14 protein-coding genes are annotated in these 15,489 nt (G+C 65.6%); 3 read left to right on the top strand and 11 right to left on the bottom strand.

The window, feature by feature from the left end; genetic code table 11:
* Positions 1-3 precede the first annotated feature (3 nt).
* Genes rsmD through LWF01_RS04575 form a run of 6 tightly spaced genes read right to left on the bottom strand, consistent with a single transcriptional unit; the run spans position 4 to position 7,893 of the window.
* Complete coding sequence (gene rsmD / locus LWF01_RS04600; RefSeq protein WP_349639865.1) at positions 4-582, bottom strand: 16S rRNA (guanine(966)-N(2))-methyltransferase RsmD; 579 nt, start codon at positions 580-582, stop codon at positions 4-6.
* Positions 579-2,225, bottom strand: a complete 1,647-nt coding sequence (locus LWF01_RS04595; protein ID WP_349639864.1) for a DUF6297 family protein — start codon at positions 2,223-2,225, stop codon at positions 579-581. The genes rsmD and LWF01_RS04595 overlap by 4 nt, the downstream gene beginning before the upstream one ends.
* Positions 2,222-2,917, bottom strand: coding sequence for an ABC transporter ATP-binding protein (locus LWF01_RS04590; protein ID WP_349639863.1), 696 nt, complete (start codon positions 2,915-2,917; stop codon positions 2,222-2,224). The genes LWF01_RS04595 and LWF01_RS04590 overlap by 4 nt, the downstream gene beginning before the upstream one ends.
* Positions 2,904-5,177 (bottom strand): ATP-dependent DNA helicase RecG, encoded by a 2,274-nt coding sequence (locus LWF01_RS04585; RefSeq protein ID WP_349639862.1) that lies wholly within the window; start codon positions 5,175-5,177, stop codon positions 2,904-2,906. Before LWF01_RS04585 ends, LWF01_RS04590 begins: the two co-directional genes overlap by 14 nt.
* On the bottom strand, positions 5,174-6,919 hold the full coding sequence (locus LWF01_RS04580) for a DAK2 domain-containing protein (protein ID WP_349639861.1): 1,746 nt from the start codon (positions 6,917-6,919) through the stop codon (positions 5,174-5,176). Before LWF01_RS04580 ends, LWF01_RS04585 begins: the two co-directional genes overlap by 4 nt.
* The gene (locus LWF01_RS04575; protein ID WP_349639860.1) at positions 6,916-7,893 is read right to left on the bottom strand and encodes a thiamine-phosphate kinase; all 978 of its coding nucleotides are present in this window, start codon (positions 7,891-7,893) and stop codon (positions 6,916-6,918) included. Before LWF01_RS04575 ends, LWF01_RS04580 begins: the two co-directional genes overlap by 4 nt.
* Before the next feature lie 220 nt (positions 7,894-8,113).
* On the opposite strand from LWF01_RS04575, the gene LWF01_RS04570 reads away from it, so the two are divergent.
* Positions 8,114-8,584, top strand: a complete 471-nt coding sequence (locus LWF01_RS04570) for a DUF3515 family protein (RefSeq protein ID WP_349639859.1) — start codon at positions 8,114-8,116, stop codon at positions 8,582-8,584.
* A 35-nt stretch (positions 8,585-8,619) separates the two neighbouring features.
* Here LWF01_RS04570 and LWF01_RS04565 read toward each other — a convergent pair whose 3' ends face one another.
* Positions 8,620-9,756 carry a D-alanine--D-alanine ligase family protein gene (locus LWF01_RS04565; RefSeq protein WP_349639858.1) on the bottom strand — a complete coding sequence of 379 codons (1,137 nt, stop codon included), beginning with the start codon at positions 9,754-9,756 and terminating at the stop codon, positions 8,620-8,622.
* A gap of 65 nt (positions 9,757-9,821) precedes the next feature.
* Here LWF01_RS04565 and LWF01_RS04560 point away from each other — a divergent pair, with 65 nt between their 5' ends.
* Together LWF01_RS04560 and LWF01_RS04555 are read left to right on the top strand one after the other, a co-directional pair.
* Complete coding sequence (locus tag LWF01_RS04560) at positions 9,822-10,985, top strand: trans-sulfuration enzyme family protein (protein ID WP_349639857.1); 1,164 nt, start codon at positions 9,822-9,824, stop codon at positions 10,983-10,985.
* 92 nt (positions 10,986-11,077) lie between these two features.
* A complete protein-coding gene (locus LWF01_RS04555; RefSeq protein ID WP_349639856.1) occupies positions 11,078-11,656 on the top strand; it encodes a mycothiol transferase in 579 nt (192 codons plus the stop codon).
* A 52-nt stretch (positions 11,657-11,708) separates the two neighbouring features.
* On the opposite strand, the gene LWF01_RS04550 is transcribed toward LWF01_RS04555, so the two are convergent.
* The 4 genes from LWF01_RS04550 to murA all read right to left on the bottom strand — a co-directional run bounded on the left by LWF01_RS04550 (position 11,709) and on the right by murA (position 15,481).
* Entirely contained in the window at positions 11,709-12,293 is a 585-nt protein-coding gene (locus LWF01_RS04550) for a YdeI/OmpD-associated family protein (protein ID WP_349639855.1), read from the bottom strand.
* Between the two features lie 142 nt (positions 12,294-12,435).
* Complete coding sequence (locus LWF01_RS04545; RefSeq protein ID WP_349640821.1) at positions 12,436-13,419, bottom strand: NAD(P)H-dependent glycerol-3-phosphate dehydrogenase; 984 nt, start codon at positions 13,417-13,419, stop codon at positions 12,436-12,438.
* A 38-nt stretch (positions 13,420-13,457) separates the two neighbouring features.
* Complete coding sequence (locus tag LWF01_RS04540) at positions 13,458-14,165, bottom strand: lysophospholipid acyltransferase family protein (protein WP_349639854.1); 708 nt, start codon at positions 14,163-14,165, stop codon at positions 13,458-13,460.
* Complete coding sequence (gene murA, locus LWF01_RS04535; protein ID WP_349639853.1) at positions 14,162-15,481, bottom strand: UDP-N-acetylglucosamine 1-carboxyvinyltransferase; 1,320 nt, start codon at positions 15,479-15,481, stop codon at positions 14,162-14,164. The genes LWF01_RS04540 and murA overlap by 4 nt, the downstream gene beginning before the upstream one ends.
* Between the last annotated feature and the right edge of the window lie 8 nt (positions 15,482-15,489).

The following is a 15,489-nucleotide window of genomic DNA, read 5'->3' as shown; positions in this document are numbered from 1 at the left end:
GCCCTAAATCGGACGTTCTGCAAACCACAGCATCGTTTCGCCATGCTTCGCGCGACGGTACCGGGCAAGCTCTTCCGGCCAAACAGGCTCCGGCGAACGAGAGGAACGCTCCACCACAATCACACCGCCAGGTTCCAACCAGCCATTGTCGGTGACTGCCGCGAGCAAAGCGGCAAGCTCGGCTTCTGCCAGCGGGTATGGCGGATCGGCGAAGATCAGGTCGAACGGAGTGGCGACGGACTTGTCCAGGAAGCCGTCGACCGGCGACTTCACCACTTCTGCACTGCCCTGGCAGCCCGGGACGGCCTTCACGATCGCGGTGACGTTCGTTTTCGCCGCGGCGACCGCCGGTTGCCATCGATCGACCAGCACGACCTTGCGGGCTCCCCTGCTCAGGCTTTCCAGCCCGAGCGCGCCGGAACCAGCGAAAAGATCGAGCACCCGGGCGTCGTCGATTAGCCCGGCATGTTGTAGAGATGAGAACAGCGACTCACGTACCCGGTCGCTGGTCGGCCGGGTGCTTTCGCCCTTCGGGGTGGCCAGCCGGAGCCCGCCGAACGCCCCGGCAATGATCCTGGTCACTGATTCTGTTTCTGTTTTTCAGCCTCTTCGCTCATTCGCTCCATCCACGACTTCTTCGGCGGGATCGGGTTGCGGGAGGCAAGCATCCACAGCAGTGCGCCAAGCGCGAGGCCGGCGACCAGCACGACCTCGGGCACGGCACCGAGGAACAGTGCGACTCCAAGGGCCAGGCTGCCGATCAGCGCGAAGTCGGGTCCGCGGCGCAGCGAGGCGATCGCCGAGAGCGGTATCGGGCCCGCAGGCGTGGCCACGACGCTGCCCGACCAGTTCGGCGCGGTGCGGTAAGCGCTTCGCAGGCCGGCGGCGGCGAAGCCGGGCACGCTCACCACTCCGAGAAGCACGAGCTGCCAGCCCATTCCGGCAATTCCGGCAATCACGCTGCAGACAACTGCCATCCACACAGTCATCACCACGAGGGCGATAACGCTGCGCACCCGGAAAACCGTTGTCGCCGGCAGCGGCAGCAACCTGTCCAGACTCGGGTTCAGCTCCGCCTGCCGTGCAGATTCAACGCAGGTGAGCGCGGCGAAGTACGCGCTGATCAGCATGGCGACGTAGACCATCGCCACCGACGACAGCACGCCCTGGATGATGGCGACAACCGGCGGCACGCAGGCAAGCACAATCAGTTGGCCGAACCGACGGGGGCTACGAATGAACAGCTTGATCTCGCTGGCCAGCAATGCGGCCACCGGGGTGTCCACCAACCGGAATTTCGCGCTCTTCCGGCGCGAGCGGCTCACCGTCGGGTTCAGCACCCGGGATATTTCCCTGGTGTCGAAGGTCATCACGGACGAGGCCACCCGGCTGGATACGGAGCCCGCCGCGCGAAGCTGGCGCAACCGAAGCCGGTCAACCCTGAGCACGGCAGTAATGACGGCGCCGACGAACAACACGATCGCCAGTGCCAGCGCAAGGTTGCCGCCGGGCCCATTCAGCAGCGGCCACAGCGGTGGAATCGCAAGCGCGAACGAGGTCAGCGAGGCATCGCTGAGCTGGCCCAGGCTCAACAGAACGACAAGCACGCCGGGCAAAACGACAGCGGCGATATCCGCAACCACCACGATGCCGCGCCGCCAGCCGAGAATCTGTCCCAGAATGACCAGGGAGGCCAGCAGCGCGCCGCCGATGATTCCCACCGCGATACCGGACGCGGACACCGCTGCGGCGCCGATGCTGGCCAGGATTGCTCCGCACGCGCCGACAATGGCGAGCACGCCGCTGAGCCGCCACACAGACGGTGCGATGAAGGCACGCCGGCTGACCGGCAGCGAAAGCCACCAGACGGCCTGGTCCTCGGACGCCGAGATCGGGCCGAGCCTGGCAAGCAGCCCTGCGGCAATCGCCGTACCGGCGAGCAGCAACATCACCGCAACCCAGAAAACCGGAATCGGCGTTGCCGGGGCAAGCGTCCGGAGCAGGCCCCCGCCGCCCGGGCCGCCGGCGCTGCGTTCCAGGCCGACCACGGCGCCACCCATCATGGCGACCGCGACGCCGATGCTGATCAGGGCCGTATACAGGTCGCCCAACACAACGGAGAAACTCTTGTCGGAGCGTTTACGGGTGGCACTTGCGGTGAGCGCCTTGATCTGGCGGGCCGAAAGCTGTGACCGTTCGTCAACCTCTGGGTGCTGGGTTGTCATGACTGGAGGTGCGCTACCGCTTCTTCGACGGTGAGCGCGTACGGTTCGTCGTCGATCACGATCGCCCAGTCCGCGCAGCCCGAGAGCAGTTCTGCATCGTGGGTTGCCATCACGATCGCCGCGCCGTCGGCGGCAATGCCGCGCAGCCGATCGGCCAATGCCAGCCGGGTGGCCGGGTCGAGCCGTTGTTCCGGTTCGTCGAGCACCAAAACTCTGAACGGCCGGATGAAGGCACTGGCCAGCAGCATTCGGCGCCGCTGGCCGGACGATAACTCGGAGGGCAGCGCATCCTCGCGATCGATGAGGCCGAAGGCGCTGATTTCGGCATTGACTGCAGCTTCCGGATCGGGCAGACCGTGGCCCTTCGCCATCAGAATGAGGTGCTCGCGGACGGTGAGCGACGGGAAGAACGCGTCCTCGTCCATCACTGACGAAACATCCCGGCGAAACGTCAGCTCGCGATCGTCAACCGGACTGCCGAGCAGGTACACCTTGCCCTCTGCCGGCTCTAGCGCTCCCAGTAACGCCTTAAGCACCGTCGACTTGCCGGTTCCGTTGGCGCCGATCAGCGCGAGCACATCACCGGGTTCGACGGAGAAATTCAGTTCGCCGCACACCGTGCCCTGGTCGTAGCCGACCAGCATCTCTTCGGCGGCGATCGCGACCTGAGGAGTTTTCTTAGCCGCGCTCAAGGTATTCCTCGTTTTCTTCATTCAGCAGTGCGCCCATCAGCGCCCGCAGATCTGGGTATGCACTGAGCAGCGGATCGGCCTCTACTATCCCGGTGGCGTCGTCACGAGCCTCAGAGATCACCTTTTCATCGTGCAGCACTCTCAGCAACTTTAGCGATGACTTTCCGCCGGACTGGGCGCTACCGAGCACATCGCCCTCGCGCCTCGCACCGACGTCGATCTTTGACAGCTCGAAGCCGTCGAGGGTGTCCGCAACCGCCTGCAGCCTCTCATAGCTGGGATGGCCGGACTGCATCGCGGTGACGAGGAAACACAGCCCGGGAAACCGCCCGCGCCCCACCCGGCCCCTCAGCTGGTGCAGTTGCGCGATGCCGAACCGATCCGCGTCCAGGATCACCATCACGGCGGCATTCTCGACGTCGACGCCCACCTCGATGACCGTCGTCGACACCAGGATCCCGACGTCGCCGGCGGCGAAGCGGTCCATGGTGCGCTCTTTGTCCTCCGGCGTAAGTTGTCCGTGCAGTACCTCGATGCGTACGCCGTCGAACACCTCGAGATCGCGCAGTTCCTGCACCACGTCCGTCACCGCGTTCAGCGGCGGTTGCTCCGAGCTGTCGGGGGCTTCGGCGAGTTCCGGCTGGTCGAAGACATCAGGTCCGTCACCGATCTCCGGGGTGGCGGCGTCATCGTTTCCGGTGATCCGGGGCGCCACGACATAGGCTTGCCGGCCGGCATCGATTTCCTCGCGCACCCGCTGCCAGATCCTGGCCACCCAGCCCGGATGCTCCGTCACCGACACCAGGTGAGTCGCTATATCCTTTTCGCCGCCGGGCAGGTCGGTCAGGGTGGACACATCGAGGTCGCCGAAAACCGTCATTGCGACGGTGCGCGGAATCGGCGTCGCGGTCATCACGAGGGTGTGCGGTGCCTCGCCGCCGAGGGTCTTGCCGCGCAGCGCATCGCGCTGCTTCACGCCGAATCGGTGCTGCTCATCGACGACGACCAAGCCAAGGTCGTTGAAGGTGACCGAGTCCTGGATCAATGCATGCGTGCCGATCAGGATGCCGATGTCCCCTGCGATCAGGTCGAGCAGGACACGTTGTTTCGCGCCATTCGTCATCGAACCGGTGAGCAGGCCGACCCGGGTGACCGGCATGCCCTCGTCGTTGCCGATCAGGATCGTGCCCTGGCCTAGTTCTCCGAGAAACTTGCTGATTGAACGGTAGTGCTGGGCGGCAAGCACTTCGGTTGGCGCGAGCAGCGCGGCCTGACCGCCGGAATCGATGACCTGCAGCATGGCACGCAGCGCGACCAGCGTCTTTCCTGAACCCACCTCGCCATGCAGCAGGCGGTGCATCGGATGTGGCTGGGATAGGTCGTCGGCGATCTGCGCACCAACTTCCTTCTGGCTACCGGTGAGTTGGAACGGCAAGCGCTGGTCGAAGATCTGCAGCAGTCCGGGTTCTGCTTGAGCACCGGGTCGCGCCGTCGTTGTCTGCCCAAGGCTCACGACTCGGCGCTGCGCCAGTGCAGTCTGCAGGGCGAAAGCCTCCTCGAAGCGGAAGCGGGCAAGGCCTGAATAGGCGTGGCCGATCGACATCGGCCGATGCACGGCAAGGAACGCTTCCTTGACCGATGGCAGATCGCGCCGTTCGACGATCCCGGCCGGCAGCGGGTCGGGGATGGCATCCAGGTCGACTGTCTTCAGCAGAGTGCGGACGGCGGCGAATATCGTCATGGTCCCGAGTTTTTCGGTGGCGCGGTACACCGGTATCGGACGGGTCACGTCTGCCGCTGCCAGGCGGTCGTCGGCCGGCCGCTCCTCGCTGTCGATCAGGTCGGAAAGGTCGAACCAAACGGGCGATGCCAGCTGGAGCTTGTTCCGGTAGCGACTGACTTTTCCGGTGAAGACGGCCAGCGTGCCGACCGGAAGTTTGTCCGCCAGCCATGCCTGATTGAAGAACGTGACAGTTCCGGAGCTGACGTCATCACTGATGGTGACCTCGGTGATGGAGCCGCGCTTTTGCCGCATACTGCGAGTCGAGATGGCTGTCACCTTCGCCTGTACGGTGACTTCCTCGCCCTCGATCAGGCCGGAGAGGTCGGTGAGTTCACCGGGCTGAATATATCGACGCGGGTAGTGGCGCAGCAAGTCGCCGAGCGTCTCCAGGCGAAGCTTCTTGCTGAACAGATTGCCCGAGCGAGTGCCAAGGACCTTCGTCAGCGGTTTGTCCAGAATGGATTCGGCGCCAGTCATTCAACACCGACCAGCAACAGCGCGGTTTCCTGCTTGCCGTCGATCACGCTGACGTCGAGGTCGGGATACTCGCGTTCCAGGCGTTCCCGTAATGAGGAGATCAGCGCCGCCGGGCAGTGCGCCCCGGGCACGAGGGTGATGATCTCGCCTCCGGCGCCGAGCAGCCTTTCCACCAGGCGCCAGCTCAGTTCGCCCGGATCGGGATCAATGGCGCGGATGCTGCCATTGATCCGGGCCAGCGCATCGCCTTCCCGCCAGGCCCCTGCCGCCGAGTTGCCGGGATGTTCAGCGATGAACACAGCGGCCTGACGGGTTCCGGCAGCGGCAGCTGTCATCGACGCGGTCAGTTGACGGAAGCCGGCCGCGGGATCGAAAACGGCGGCGGCGGCCAGGCCTTGAACGTGTCCGCGCGCAGGGATTACCGCGAGTTCGGTTTCAGCACCCTGCTGCTGTGACGTCATCCGCGCCTCGACGTCGCGTGCGAGACCCATCGCGATCGAGTTGTTCGGCAGCAGGATCATCGGCCGGCCGGCGTTCCCATCGATGACGTCCCATAGCGATGCCGCGAGCTCATCGGCCTTCACGTCGAGGGAGAGGACTTCCGCGCCGGCCGCGGCGAATGTGTACATCAGGCCGGCGCCACGGGCCAGCGCGATCATCAGCGGACCGAAGCCGCCCTCTGCGTCGATCGCACCTCGGCCATGGCCGCCTTCGACCAGGGGTTCAACCCGCAACTCCATTACGTCGGCAACCTCGGCGAACAATCCGACCGCGGCGCGTGCGCTCAGGTCATCCGGGAGATGCACGTGCACGATGAACGACGTCCGTTCCCGGAACCGGGACGGCTCCTCGGAGATGACCAGAGAGTCGCCGCCGAGTGCGCTCAACCCCTGGCTCAGGGTGTCGGCCGGACTTCCACCCTCGACCCGGGCGACGACCTCGACGCCGGGACGATTCGGCGCGGTTCCGCTAGCCGGGTGCGCCGGGCGCGGGTGCCGGTTCGAGCCGCGCTGGTTCGAGCTGGCTGGGCGCGGGTGCTGGTTCGATGTGGAGGGTCCGGAACCGGTCGACCCGCCGAGGGCGCTCCCGGTGCCGGTCAGCCGCGGCTCTCCGCCTGCGACCTCGCAGAGCGCAGAAAGCAGTTCGATGATGCCGGTGGCGCCGGCATCCACGACGTCAGCCTCCGCAAGCACCTCGAGCTGCTCGGTCGTGGCCTGCAGGGCAGAGGCGCCTACCGTCCGGCAGTGGGTGAGCATCTCCGGAATGCTGGCTCCCGCCTCGGCCTGAGCCTGCGCCTCCTCGGCAATTGCGGCGAGCACTGTCAGCATGGTGCCCTCGACCGGGTCCGCGACCGCCCGGCGCGCCCGCGAGCTGGCGAGCATCAGCGCCCTGGCCAGGGAGTTGGAGTCGGCAACCTCAATAGTTTCCAGCGCGTCGGCACAGCCACGAAGCGCAACGCTCAGGATGAGACCGGAGTTGCCCCGGGCGCCGCGCAGTGCGCCGGTCGCCATCGCGCCGATCACGTCGGGCAACGAGGCCGACGCCGGCAGCCGGTCGACGGCAGCGTTGGCCGAGCGCAGGGTGAAGAACAGGTTGGTCCCGGTGTCTCCATCCGGCACCGGGAACACGTTCAGGTCGTCGATCGCTTCCCGCTCCTGCTTGAGCTGGGCGACCGCCCGTCGCGACCATGCTCGAGCAACGTGGGCGTTGAATGCCACCGCTGAATGGCTGCCGCTGGTCATTGTCCACCCGCGAAGTGCTGCCAGCCGGCGTTGAACCGGCTTGGGCTCCCGTTGAACGTGACGCCGGGGCCAGCCTCCGACGCACTGAGCACGGTGCCGATTTCGCGGAAGCCTTCCGGCAGGGGCACGTCGGGCGGGAAGCAGGCAAGCAGGCCGTGGTCTTCCCCGCCGCCGTGCAGCCACTTCAGTGCGGGGGCGCCCAGCACCTTCGCGGCTGGGGCGAGGCGTTCGGCCAGGTCGACGAAGGCATCATGGATCTCCAGCCGGACGCCGCTGGCGCGAGCGATCCGCGAGGCGTCCTTGACCAGACCGTCGGAAACGTCGAGCATCGCCGACGCCCCGGCTTCGGCTGCGGCAACGCCGGACAGGTAGGGCGGTTCGGGACGCAATTGGGCCATGATCAGCCCGGCAAGCGCAGGGTCGGCCCGGTGCTGCTCGGCGTCATCGACCAGCAGGTCGAGCCCTGCGGCAGCCAGCCCGACGGTACCGGCAAGTGCAACGACGTCGCCTGGCCGCGCGCCGTCCCGGCGTACCGGTTGCCGGCCCTCCAGCTGGCCGAAGGCCGTTATCGACACCATGATCTGTTCCGCACCCGAGAGGTCTCCGCCCGCAACGGAGGTATCGAGCTGCGCGCATTCGGCATCCAGGCCGCGGGCCAGACCCTCAAGCCAGGAAATGTCGGTCAGTTCCGGCACTGCCAGCGAAACCAGCAGGCCGACCGGCCGCGCCCCCATCGCTGCGACGTCCGCCAGGTTCTGTGCCGCGGCCTTGTGCCCGACGTCCTCACCACTGGACCAACGAACGACGAAGTCGTGATTTTCAACCAGCGCGTCGGCGGTGACCACCAGGTCTCCGGCTACGGTCAGCACGGCAGCATCGTCTCCGGGCCCCAGGACCACCGGGCCGCGAGAGGTCAGCAATGGGAGGATCCGGCTCAGCACCCCGTCTTCTCCCAGCTCGGCGCAGCTCACCATGGACTTAGACTGACCCTCCTACTCGTGGTTGTTCACCCTTAGTTTTACCTATCCCGCCGACATGCCGCCGGTTCGCCCCCTGCGTGCCGCCGGTTAGGACCCTGCGTGCCAGCGTTATGCGCGCTGCGCACCGTCGTTTATGCCCGCCGGCCACTGCCGTTTATGTCTGCCGGCCACTGCCGTTTATGTCCGTCGCACACTGTCGTTATACCGTGCAGGAGTGGCACGTTCCTTCCGTATTCCCGCAGTCCTGCTCGCCGGCCTGGCTGCCCTGGCCGGGTGTTCCGACGTGGTCAATGTGAATCCGGCAACGAACGCTGCCGACCCAGCGTGCGCGAAGGTAATGATTCAGTTGCCCCAGGACCTTGGCGGCAATGCACTGCGTGACACGACGTCCCAGGCCACTGCCGCCTGGGGAGATCCCACGGTCGCTGTGCTGCGCTGCGGGCTCAAGCCCCCCGGCCCAACCACAACCCCCTGCGTATCGGTCAACGATGTCGACTGGCTCTCAGAAGACGAGGGAGATCACTGGCGGTTCACCAGCTATGGCCGCACCCCCGCGGTCGAGGTGCTGATCTCGACCACCGACACCTCGGGACAGAGCGTGCTGAACAGCGTTACGCCGGCCGTCGCGAACCTGCCGAAAACCGGCGCGTGCGTCGGCACGCAGGACGCCGACCCGGCGCCGTAACGGCACTGGCCGACGTCGATCCAGCTTCCAACTGCCTAGCGCAACCCGATGGGCCGGCTGAGGGCCAGTTGGATCAGCCGGTCGACGAGCTCGGGATAGTCGAGTCCCGACGCCTGCCACACCCGGGGAAACATCGAGAACGGCGTGAATCCAGGCATGGTGTTGAGTTCGTTAACAATCACCGAACCGTCATCGGTCACGAAGACGTCGACCCTGGCCAGCCCCTCCGCGCCAACGGCGTCGAATGTCTGAGCTGCCAGCTCCTGCACGCGCGCCGTGATGTCGTCCGGCAGGTCGGCCGGGCAACGGAGTTCAACGTTGCCCTCATCGAGGTACTTGGAATCGAAGTCATAGAACGCCGTCGCCGCGTCAACGACGATCTCCCCGAGCTTCGAGGCCTCCGGAGGAGCGTCGCCGAATCCCTGCAGGACGCCGCACTCGATTTCCCGGCCGACGATCCCCGCTTCAACAATGACTTTTCGATCGTGTTCACGAGCCTGCTCGATCGCCGCCGCGAGGTCTTTGGCCGATTCGACCTTGCTGATCCCGATACTCGAGCCGGCCCGCGCAGGCTTGACGAAGAGCGGGAAGCCCAGGGCGAGCGCGCGCTTGGTTGCCGATTCCGGGTCGGTGCGCCACTGCCGGTCGGTGATCACCGTGTAGGGCCCGACCGGGATACCGGCCCCCTCGAGGACGACCTTCATGTAGTGCTTGTCCATGCTGGCTGCCGAGGCGAAAACACCTGCGCCGACATACCTGGTGTCGCTGAGTTCCAGCATTCCCTGCAGCGTGCCGTCCTCACCGTACGGTCCGTGCAGCAACGGGAATACGACGTCGACGGCGCCGAGCTCCTGCGGGACATGGCCCGGGGTGAGCTCCACCAGCTGCGCAGACGTTGTGGACAGCGGCGGCACGATCGAGGATTCCGAGCCGTCGACCTCCGGCAGGTTGGCGGCCTCAAGGACGTACCGGGACGCATCGCTTCCCCTGACCCACTGCCCCTGCCGGGTGATGCCCAGCGGAACGACGTCATAACGCTCGCGATCAATCGCACCCAGCACTCCGGCGGCTGTCGCGCAGCTGACCGAGTGCTCACTGGAACGGCCGCCGAATATCACGGCCACTCGTGGTTTGCGGCTTTGCGGCTGGGGCATCTCATGCTCGGTATTCATCACCGGCAAGCTTATAGGGAACCTGCCCGAGGCCGCGCATTTCCCGGTCGAGTACGGTGATTTTCATGACCCACATCGCAGCCGGTTCCAGCCTGTACACCCGGACCGTCGTCGCCGGGCGCCCGGCGAAAGTCCCAGACGCACCGGTCGTGTCCCCGCTCACCATGTCGTCGACCTACGTCGCCGACCACGATTCCCAGCAGCCGCCCGGCCGGACCTACGCGCGCTCCTCGCAGCCGAACTGGGAAGATCTCGAGGCGACTATCGCCGACCTGGAATCGGCCCGTGACGCCCTGGTGTTCTCCTCCGGCACCGCCGCAATGGATGCCGCCCTGTCGCTCCTGCCGGCACACGGCACGGTTGTCTCGCATCGCCACCTGTATGCGGGGTCGCTTGTGCTGATGCGCGATCACGTCGAAACTCGCGGCATAACGTTCATGAGCTGCGATTTCACCGACCTGGCCGAGACCCGGCAAACGGTGGAGCAGGCGGCCGGTCAAGGACCGATCATGGTCTGGGCCGAGAGCAGCACGAATCCAATGATCGAGGTGCTCGATCTGCCTTCGCTGGCGAAGATAACCCAGGACTGCGGCGGCACCCTGGTGGTCGACAACACGTTCACCACTCCCCTGCTCGTCCGACCGCTGGAGCACGGAGCCGACCTGGTCGTGCACTCGGTGACGAAATATCTTTCCGGTCATTCCGACGTCGTAGCTGGGGCCATCGCAGTCCGGGACGAGGCGACCGCCGAGCGCCTGCACGATTACCGGACACATCGCGGAGCGATTCTGGGCCCGCAGGAGGCCTGGCTCGCACTACGCGGCATCCGCACCCTCGGCGTCCGGCTAGATCGGGCCAGTCAGAACGCGAGCGAGCTGGCAGCCCGCCTGGCCCGGCATCCAGCCGTCGCGCACGTCTACCATCCATCGCTTCCGGCAGATCCCGGGCATCAGCTGGCGAAATCGCTGTGGTCCGACTTCGGTGGCATGCTGTCGTTCGTGCCTGCGGGAGACTCGGAGCAGGAACGCGTAGCCCGCGCGGATGCCGCGATCTCGCGCGCGAAGCTGCTGGTGAGCGCGACAAGCCTCGGTGGGGTTGAAAGCAGCTGGGAACGTCGGCATCGACATGGCGAACCCGGCACGGTGCCGGCCGCAACAATCCGGATCAGCACCGGCATCGAGCATATCGACGACCTCTGGGCCGACATCGATCAGGCGCTGTCCGACTGAGCCTCAGGCGACAACGCGGCCCATTTCGCCTTGGCGGCCTTGCGCTTACTATCGGACTCACCAGATACCCCACATCCTGAGGACGAGACGCCATGGCTGTTCAAGACCCATCCTGGGAACCCCCGTTAGCCGGCACCGACCTGGAGCACCTCGCCGGGACGCTAGAGCGACTCCGCGCGACGTTCCGCTGGAAGGCGGACGGCCTCGACGTGGACCAGCTCCGTGCCCGGGCCGTGCCCACCTCCGACCTGACAGTGGGCGGCCTCCTCAAGCACCTGGCGGTATGCGAAGACGACGTCTTCTGCTGGCGGATGTCCGGTCAGCCGCCGGTCACCTGGATGTCGGCGCCGGAGGACGACGTAGCGCGCTGGCAGTTCACGGTGGATCCCGACGAGACGGCGGAGCAGGTCTACGCCCTCTGGGAGGCCGCTGTCGGTCGCTCCCGCGCCAGGCTGGGCGAACTCGTGGGCGATGGCGGGCTGGATCAGCCGGGCCACCTCGAGTTCGAGGGGGCGCACCCCAGCGTGCGCCGGCACCTGCACGACATCATCGAGGAGTACGGCCGTCACACCGGCCACATGGACCTGCTGCGCGAGGCGATCGACGGGCGCGTCGGGGAAGACCCGCCGGCCGACTGGCCGATGCTCCCACGGGAAATGGCCAAGGGCTGAGCCCGGGTCGGCTGGCCTGCTGGCCTGCTGGCCTGCTGGCCTGCGGAGTGCTTCACACAGTGTCGACGAGTTTGCCGCTCTTCGAAAGGTCGGGGTCGGTGCACGCCGCAAGATCGAAGCAGCATGGCCGCCGCTTACCGGATCGAAGTTTCGAGATACTGACTTCGACTCGTCGCTTGCGTGTTTCGGCGTTCTTCGTGGCGTTGATCCAGCGCACCCATTCCCAGCGCGCCATCGGCGTGATGCTTTTCCACTCCTCGGTGATATCCGGGGCGTCGGCCAGAGCAGCCTGGAAGTCCGCCGGGATGTCGGGCTCTGGCCAGTCTTTGGTCGGTTCGACCTCGATGGACACGGTGTCGCCATCACCGAGTGTCAGGGCTTTCAGCAACTTCTTACCGACCTCGAGCCAATGACCCCGCATGCCATCCGGTTCGACAACTGCGTCGAAAGCGTGCCCGTTCGGTGCCGCCTTGACAGTCAGCACGGCCTTCACCGCGACCTGGCCACGGGACGGCAGCCTGGCGCTTGCATCATCGGGGAACCGCACTATCGTCCGGTCGCCGATACTTTGCACGTGCCCTTCGAATCCGATCGCCGGCGGATCAGATGCGTTTCGTTGAAGTGTTTTCTCAGCCATTGCACCGCTCCCGGACGTGGGTCGTGATCTCCATGGCAGCCAGACTAGCCGCCGTTCAGCCTACGGCGCTTCTCGATTCCTGACTTGTTCCGGGATTGTCCACGTTTCACTGTCCACGTTTCGCAACGCGGGCTGGATGCAGCTATTTGTTCTCGGATTTCCGGGCGCGGGACAACAGCAGATCGGCGAGGTCCTCGACCGACAGTTTGCCGGCGATAACCGCGACAACGGCCTCCGTTATCGGCATGTCCGCGCCAACACTCGCGGCCAGCTGCAAAATGGCGGCGGACGACTTGACGCCTTCGGCAGTCTGCTTGGTCTTCGCGACAACTTCCTCGAGGCTTAGGCCCTTGCCGAGCAGCACGCCCACCGAATGGTTGCGCGACAACGGCGAGGCGCAGGTGGCCACCAGGTCGCCAAGGCCCGCCAGGCCGGACATGGTCTGCGGGTCGGCGCCCATTGCGACAGCCAGACGCGTGGTCTCGGCAAGGCCGCGGGTTATCAGCGAAGCCTTGCTGTTATCGCCAAGGCCCCGGCCTTCGGCAATTCCGCAGGCCAGCGCGATCACGTTCTTCACCGCCCCGCCAAGCTCAACACCGATCACATCGGTGTTGGTGTACGGCCGGAAGTATGAGTTGGCGGTCGCGTGCGCAAGCAGCTCAGCGGTCGCCTCGCTTCTCGAGGCGACGACCGTCGCACACGGCTGACGCTGGGCGATCTCCATTGCGAGATTGGGGCCGGAGACGACGGCGACCTGCTCCTCGGGCCAGCCGGTCGCTTCTACGATCACCTGGCTCATCCGCAGATGGGTGCCCCGCTCGACCCCCTTCATCAGGCTGACCAGAATTGCGTCGTGGCGAAGCTGGGGTTTCCAGATCTCGAGCTGCGCCCGCAGGGACTGCGCGGGCACGGCTAGAATGACGATCGGCCGGCCCGCGAGCGCCTCCGAAGGATCCGTCGTGGCACGGATCCGGTCGGACAGCGCGATATCGCCGAGATAGTCGGAGTTCTGGTGACGAGTGTTGATTTCGTCGACAACTTCCTGACGCCGGCCCCACATCATCACGTTGTGACCGGCATGGGCGACGACCTGGGCGAAGGTTGTCCCCCAGCTGCCGCAGCCCATCACGGCTACGTCGAGGTCGGCTTCGGGTACTGACACGCTCACGGTTTGGCTCCTCTGTAAACAAAACGACGTTCCGGCGGAGTCTCGCCCCGAAGCTTCGCAAGTAGTTCGACGGTCGCATCCTGGATGGTACTCGTCGCCTCCCGCAGTGTTCCGCCGTCGAGCGAACGATCGGCATAGGCCGAAAGGTCGACCGGCTTGCCAGCTGTCACCGTGAACTGTCGTCGCGGAAAGATCTTGGGCGCTTTGGAGTAGGGCGCCAGCACCTTCTGGATCCCCCAGTGCGCCATCGGGATGACAGGAGCGCCGGTTTCCAACGCCAGCCGGGCGGCACCGGTCCTGCCTCGCATCGGCCAGAGCTCCGGGTCCCGGGTGAGTGTTCCCTCGGGATAGATGACCACCAGTTTGCCCTCGGCAATCGCCTGCCTGGCGAACGTGAGCGCCTTCGAGGCGTCCCGGGTGTCGCGCAATACCGGAATCTGCCCACCGCGGGTCAGCGCCCAGCCGGCCGGCCGGAACTTGAACAGCGATGACTTCGCCAGAAAGTACGGCAGCCGTCCGCTGTTGTACAGGTAATGGCCGATCAGGATCGGGTCGACGTGGCTCAGGTGATTCGGGCAGACGATGGCCGGGCCGGAAGCGGGGATGTTCTCCAGGCCCATCCACTTGTGCCGCGCCATGATGTTGATGACCGGGCGCAGCGCATTGGCCAGCAGATCAACGCCGGGGTCGTGAGCGTCGGTCATGAAAGGGTGACGTTCGCGCCGAGTGCGTTCAGCTTTTCCATGAAGTTCTCGTAACCGCGGTTGATCAGCTCGATGCCCTGCACGGTCGATTCGCCTTCGGCGGCAAGCGCGGCGATCAGGTGGCTGAAGCCGCCACGCAGATCGGGCACCACTATGTCAGTGCCATGCAGCTTTGCCGGACCGGAGACGACGGCCGAATGGTTGAAGTTGCGCTGGCCGAACCGGCAGGGGATGCCGCCGAGGCATTCCTTGTACACCTGGATGACGGCGCCCATCCTGCCGAGCGCCTCGGTGAAACCAAACCGGTTCTCGTAGACAGTCTCGTGAATGATCGAGAGTCCGCGGGCCTGGGTCAGCGCAACGACGAGCGGCTGCTGCCAGTCAGTCATGAAACCAGGATGGACGTCTGTCTCCAGCACGAGGGAATTCAGGTCGCCGCCCGGATGCCGGAACAGGATGCCATCTTCGTCGACATCGAATTCGCCACCGATCCGGCGAAAGACGTTGAGGTAGGTCATCATGTCCGGCTGGTTGGCGCCGCGCACGTAGATCTCGCCCCGGGTCGCCAATGCGGCAGATGCCCAGGAACCGGTTTCCATCCGGTCCGGCAATGCACGGTGAACGTAGCCGCCAAGCTTCTCGACGCCCTCGATCCGGATCACCCGGTCGGTGTCGACGCTGATGATCGCGCCCATCTTCTGCAGGATCGCGATCAGATCCATGATTTCGGGTTCGATGGCCGCGCCGGTGAGTTCAGTCAGGCCCTCGGCGCATACCGCTGTCAGCAGGACCTGTTCCGTGGTACCGACGCTGGGATATGGCAACTGCACCTTCGTGCCGCGGAGCCTGTCCCGGGTGTAGATGTGAATACCCGAGTCCAGCTTGTCGACCGTGGCGCCGAAGCTCCGGAGCACATCGAGGTGGTAGTTGATCGGCCGATCGCCGATCCGGCAACCGCCGAGATCCGGGATGAATGCCTCGCCGAGCCGGTGCAGCAGCGGCCCGCAAAACAGGATCGGGATCCGGCTGGAACCGGCGTGCGCGTCGATGTCGGCGACGTGAGCGGACTCAACGTTGCGCGGGTCAACGACCAGTTCGCCATCCGGGTTGCCCGCATCCGGGCCGGAGGAAACCGTTGCGCCGTGCAGCTCGAGCAGGCCCCGGACGACATCGACATCGCGAATTCCTGGCACATTTCGCAACACACTCGGTTCTGAGCCGAGTAGCGAAGCCACCATTGCCTTTGGCACCAGATTTTTGGCACCGCGCACACTCACGGTGCCGCGAAGCGGAGTCCCGCCCTGAACTGTCAGCATAGATTTAG

The organism is Saxibacter everestensis, from assembly GCF_025787225.1.
In the GTDB taxonomy this organism is placed as follows: domain Bacteria; phylum Actinomycetota; class Actinomycetes; order Actinomycetales; family Brevibacteriaceae; genus Saxibacter; species Saxibacter everestensis.
The sequence above is the reverse complement of the archived record's forward strand: the minus strand, read 5'-3'. Positions and strand labels throughout refer to the sequence as shown.

What these genes read in the sequence shown, in the direction of transcription:
- LWF01_RS04595 (WP_349639864.1), bottom strand. Translation starts at nt 2,225, where the DNA reads ATGACAACCCAGCACCCAGAGGTTGACGAACGGTCACAGCTTTCGGCC.
- LWF01_RS04585 (WP_349639862.1), bottom strand. Translation starts at nt 5,177, where the DNA reads ATGACTGGCGCCGAATCCATTCTGGACAAACCGCTGACGAAGGTCCTT.
- LWF01_RS04580 (WP_349639861.1), bottom strand. Translation starts at nt 6,919, where the DNA reads ATGACCAGCGGCAGCCATTCAGCGGTGGCATTCAACGCCCACGTTGCT.
- LWF01_RS04575 (WP_349639860.1), bottom strand. Translation starts at nt 7,893, where the DNA reads ATGGTGAGCTGCGCCGAGCTGGGAGAAGACGGGGTGCTGAGCCGGATC.
- LWF01_RS04565 (WP_349639858.1), bottom strand. Translation starts at nt 9,756, where the DNA reads ATGAATACCGAGCATGAGATGCCCCAGCCGCAAAGCCGCAAACCACGA.
- LWF01_RS04560 (WP_349639857.1), top strand. Translation starts at nt 9,822, where the DNA reads ATGACCCACATCGCAGCCGGTTCCAGCCTGTACACCCGGACCGTCGTC.
- LWF01_RS04555 (WP_349639856.1), top strand. Translation starts at nt 11,078, where the DNA reads ATGGCTGTTCAAGACCCATCCTGGGAACCCCCGTTAGCCGGCACCGAC.
- LWF01_RS04550 (WP_349639855.1), bottom strand. Translation starts at nt 12,293, where the DNA reads ATGGCTGAGAAAACACTTCAACGAAACGCATCTGATCCGCCGGCGATC.
- LWF01_RS04545 (WP_349640821.1), bottom strand. Translation starts at nt 13,419, where the DNA reads ATGGGCTGCGGCAGCTGGGGGACAACCTTCGCCCAGGTCGTCGCCCAT.
- LWF01_RS04540 (WP_349639854.1), bottom strand. Translation starts at nt 14,165, where the DNA reads ATGACCGACGCTCACGACCCCGGCGTTGATCTGCTGGCCAATGCGCTG.
- murA (WP_349639853.1), bottom strand. Translation starts at nt 15,481, where the DNA reads ATGCTGACAGTTCAGGGCGGGACTCCGCTTCGCGGCACCGTGAGTGTG.